The organism is Sphingopyxis sp. (assembly GCF_036402335.1).
Lineage (GTDB): Bacteria > Pseudomonadota > Alphaproteobacteria > Sphingomonadales > Sphingomonadaceae > Sphingopyxis.
Map to the genome: position 1 here is coordinate 1 of NZ_DASWTD010000415.1, position 3,895 is coordinate 3,895.

Below are 3,895 nucleotides of genomic sequence, written 5' to 3' on the forward strand. Positions count from 1 at the left end.
ACCATGTTTCTGCTGACGATCGGCGCCGACGGAAATACGACCGATTGCCGGATCGTCGGCAGTTCCGGATTCCCGAGCCTCGACGCGCGAACATGCGAGTTGCTGCTGGCCCGCGCCACCTTCCGCCCGGCGAAGGACAAGGCGGGCCAAGCGGTGAGGAGTTTCTACATCAACAGAATCCGGTGGCAGCTCCCGCGATAGAGCCGTCATCTTTCTGTCATCGACTTGCGCTTGAGGCTCTGATTTCATGTCCGCCCGTTTGCGGCAGTTTTGAGGATTTCACGCATGTCGCAGCCCGACAAACGCGCCCTGCTCGCCGAAGGCCTTGCGGCCGGCGACGACGACGCCGCGCTCCACACGCGCCTCGTCGGTGCCGGCATCTCGGCGGCGGCGGCGAAATATGAGGTCGACCGGCTCTCCAAGGATCCGATGGCGGCGATGCTGCGGCGGCAGGCGGCGCGGATGGCGAAGCAGGGCTGGCTGCTCGCGAATCAGGAGCGGCTCGCGTGCGAGGGCGAGGGCGGCTTTGCGCTCGACGTGCTCGATGCCCCCGATGTCGATCATTTCTATCGCCATCATTACGAAGCGAACCGGCCCGCGAAGCTGACGGGCATCATCGACCATTGGACTGCGCTTCGTCGCTGGTCGCTCGATCATTTCGCTGCGGTCGCGGGCGATGCGGTCGTCGAGGCGCAGGTCGAGCGCGAGCGTAGCCCCGACTATGAACTCGCGAAGGACGATCATCGCCGCCTTGTCCGATTCGCCGAACTGATCGACTGGCTTCGCAGGGACGAGGCGAGCAACGACGTCTATCTCACCGCCTATAACGGCGAGACCAATGCCGCCGCGCTGGCACCGCTGTGGGACGATATGGCGCCGATCGATCTGCTCGAGCCGCGGACACGCGATGGCTTTTTCTGGCTGGGTCCCCGGGGCACGCTGACCCCCTGGCATCACGACCTCACCAACAATCTGCTGGTGCAGGTGATCGGCCGCAAGCGCGTGCGGATGGCGCCGCCGTGGGCGTTCGCGCGGATGCGCAACAGCCGGCACTGCTTCTCCGACTGGGGCAATGAAGCCCTGCCTGCCGGCAATGGCGATTCGGCCGTACCGCCGGTACTCGAAACAGTCATCGGGCCCGGCGAAGCGATATTCCTGCCCGTCGGCTGGTGGCATCAGATCGAAGCGCTCGACCTGTCGGCGAGCATGAGTTTTACCAGCTTCCGCCGGCCCAATACCCATGTCGAGGATTATCGGTCGTGGGGCGCGCTTTAGTCGAAACCGATATAAATTCTTCTTTATATGTAATATTTCTTCTTGCACGATATTTGGGTCGCGTCTAACGGCGCCGTCCCCGGCCAGTCGGCGGGGCGGACATCAACGGATCGGGGTTTCGCGAAGCCCGCCCGCATCGACCGGCGCTGCCGGCCCGATGTATGGATGCCGCCGCGTTTGGCCAGGTTGGCGGATGTAGCTCAGCGGAAGAGCGCCGGTCTTTGGGGCCGGAGGTCGCAGGTTCGAATCCTGTCGTCTGCTCCATTGGTTAGCTCAGTGGGAGAGCACAAGGTTTAGGTCCTTGGTGTCGCGGGTTCGAATCCTGCACCAAAACCGGTCCTTTGCACGACCAACAGCCTCTTAAGCTGTAACAGTCTCGAAAACTGTACTTTGCAATGAATGGGTTCGGGGACTGGCTTGCCGAAGAGAGGGCACCGTTATTTGACCGATGCCTTTGGGTAGAGGTCGGTGCCGGTGTCCGATCCGAAGCCATGCCGGAAGCTTGGCAGGTGATGACGGCCGCGCCGCGCCGGTGCCGGGCATCGGGGTTTTCGAACCCCGCCGCCCCGTGCTGGTCGCAGCAACGTCCGCTCGCGCCCTGTCCGCTCGCCGCCGTGCCGCCGGTCCCCGTGCCTTTGGGCTCGGGGAAATGTGCAACCCAAGAAAGAAAGGAAATCGGCGTGACGTGACGCGGATTGAGAATGGTGAATGAGATGATGAAGCAAATGATCGATAGCCTGATGGGCCGCAAGCGCGTGCTCATCGATGAAAATGAACGGGCGGTCTGGCTCTACAAGGGCGAGGTCCGCGGTATCCTGGGTGCCGGCGAACATGTGCTGAAGAACCGCGACGGTTCGCTGCGCATCGAACGCCAGCCGCTGACCCAGATGCTGTTCAAGTCGGCCTATGAGCAAGCGGTGCTCGACAAGCTGCCGGTCGATGCGGCGACGCATCTGACGGTGGTCCGTACGGCCGAGAACGAGGTTGCTGTCATCGAACGCGATGGAATCATCAACACCATTCTCGGCCCGGACGACAAGCTGATCCTGTGGACCGATGCGGGCCCGTGGAAGGCGGCGACCATCGACATCGCGGCGAACCCGCGGGTCGAGGCGAAGCTGCTCCAGCGGCTGCAGAAGGCCGGCAAGACGCAGCTCGTCACGCGCGTCGAGGTCGACGAGGGCAAGACCGCGCTCGTCAGCATCGACGGGCGGATGACCGGGCGGCTCGAGCCGGGCGTCACCGGCTACTGGAACCCGGGCCGGAAGATCGCCGCGAAGCTGGTCGATCTGACCCGCCAGGCGCTCGACGTCACGGGGCAGGAAGTGCTGACCCGCGACCGGGTGACGCTGCGGATCAACATCAGCGCGGAATACCGCGTGGTCGATCCGCTGCTCGCGACCACGAGCGTGAAGGACTTCGCTGACGCACTCTACCGGGCGCTGCAGCTGGCCTTTCGCAAGACGATCGGCGCGCTGACGCTCGACCAGATCCTCGAACAGAAGGGGATGGTCGATGCCGAGGCGGCGGACAAGGTCCGTGCCGACATGGCGATGATCGGGGTCGAGGTTTCGGACATTTCGCTCAAGGACGTGATCCTGCCGGGCGAGATGCGCGAGATCCTGAACCAGGTCGTCGCGGTGCAGAAGGAGGCGGAGGCGAATGTCATCCGCCGGCGTGAGGAAACGAACGCCACGCGCTCGCTGCTCAACACGGCGAAGGTCATGGCCGAAAACCCGGTCATGCTCCGCCTGAAGGAGCTCGAGGCGCTGGAAAGCATCGCGGGCAAGGTCGAGCGGCTGACGGTGACGAACGGTACCGAAGGCCTGCTCAACGACCTCGTGCGCCTGCGCGATTGAGCCTCGCGCGAAAAAAGGGAAGGGGCCGGCGAAAGTCGGCCCCTTTTTTCATGTTATCAGGATCGTAAATCCTTCGGCGTAAAGTGCGCGCATGGCGTTGATGAGCGATTTCCAGAAGCGACAAATCCGCGACACCGAACTGCGCCGGTTCGACCGCTGGTTCGTCGATACCGTCATGGGACCGGCGTATCGCGGGCGCGACGGGCGCGTGCGGGGCGTCAAGCCCGACGAGGTCGCACGCTGGCGGAGCGAGGTCGAGACGCATGTCGATGCGATGATCGCGTCGGCGCCGGTGCAGGCGGCATGGGCGATCGGCGCGCTCGTCGTGGTGGTGTTCGGCGGCGGCTGGCTGCTCGACATGCTCGCGATCCCGCAGCGTTTCCATGCTCCGGCGATCGGGCTCGGGGTTTTCGTCGTCGAGGTCGGCCTGATCGGAATCGAAATCTGGGACTATGTTGCCGGGTGGCGCGATCGCCGCGACGGCATCGAGGCGGCGGTCGCGGCGCGCGCGCCGCTGCCCATCGATCCGCAGCGGATCGGCAGCGGGCACAACTGGTTCCAGTCGGCATCGCTGGCGCTGGTCGTGCCGGTTATCCTGTTGACCTGTTTTTCGCACCTTGATGAGAGAATCATCGAACGCGTCGACTGGTGGGGTTGGATGCTCCTCGTCGTGCCGCTCGCTTGGGTGCTGCATTTCGCGGGCAAATTGTACGACCGGCGGATCAAGAACCTGCGCCGCTGAAGGTTGCCGGTTTGCCCTT

Annotated in this window: 4 protein-coding genes and 2 tRNA genes; all 6 read left to right on the forward strand. The window is 64.1% G+C overall.

All coding sequences use genetic code 11. The features are described from left to right. A partial coding sequence (locus VGD20_RS13550) for an energy transducer TonB (RefSeq protein ID WP_331134959.1) occupies positions 1–201 on the forward strand: 201 nt, incomplete at its 5' end. A gap of 84 nt (positions 202–285) precedes the next feature. Continuing rightward, on the forward strand, positions 286–1,275 hold the full coding sequence (locus VGD20_RS13555) for a cupin-like domain-containing protein (RefSeq protein ID WP_331134960.1): 990 nt from the start codon (positions 286–288) through the stop codon (positions 1,273–1,275). A gap of 189 nt (positions 1,276–1,464) precedes the next feature. Further along, positions 1,465–1,539, forward strand: a tRNA-Gln gene (locus tag VGD20_RS13560). Beyond that, positions 1,538–1,608 (forward strand) — tRNA-Leu (locus VGD20_RS13565). The genes VGD20_RS13560 and VGD20_RS13565 overlap by 2 nt, the downstream gene beginning before the upstream one ends. Before the next feature lie 392 nt (positions 1,609–2,000). Beyond that, a complete protein-coding gene (locus tag VGD20_RS13570) occupies positions 2,001–3,134 on the forward strand; it encodes a slipin family protein (protein WP_331134961.1) in 1,134 nt (377 codons plus the stop codon). A gap of 91 nt (positions 3,135–3,225) precedes the next feature. After that, the gene (locus VGD20_RS13575) at positions 3,226–3,876 is read left to right on the forward strand and encodes a hypothetical protein (RefSeq protein WP_331134962.1); all 651 of its coding nucleotides are present in this window, start codon (positions 3,226–3,228) and stop codon (positions 3,874–3,876) included. Positions 3,877–3,895: the final 19 nt, after the last annotated feature.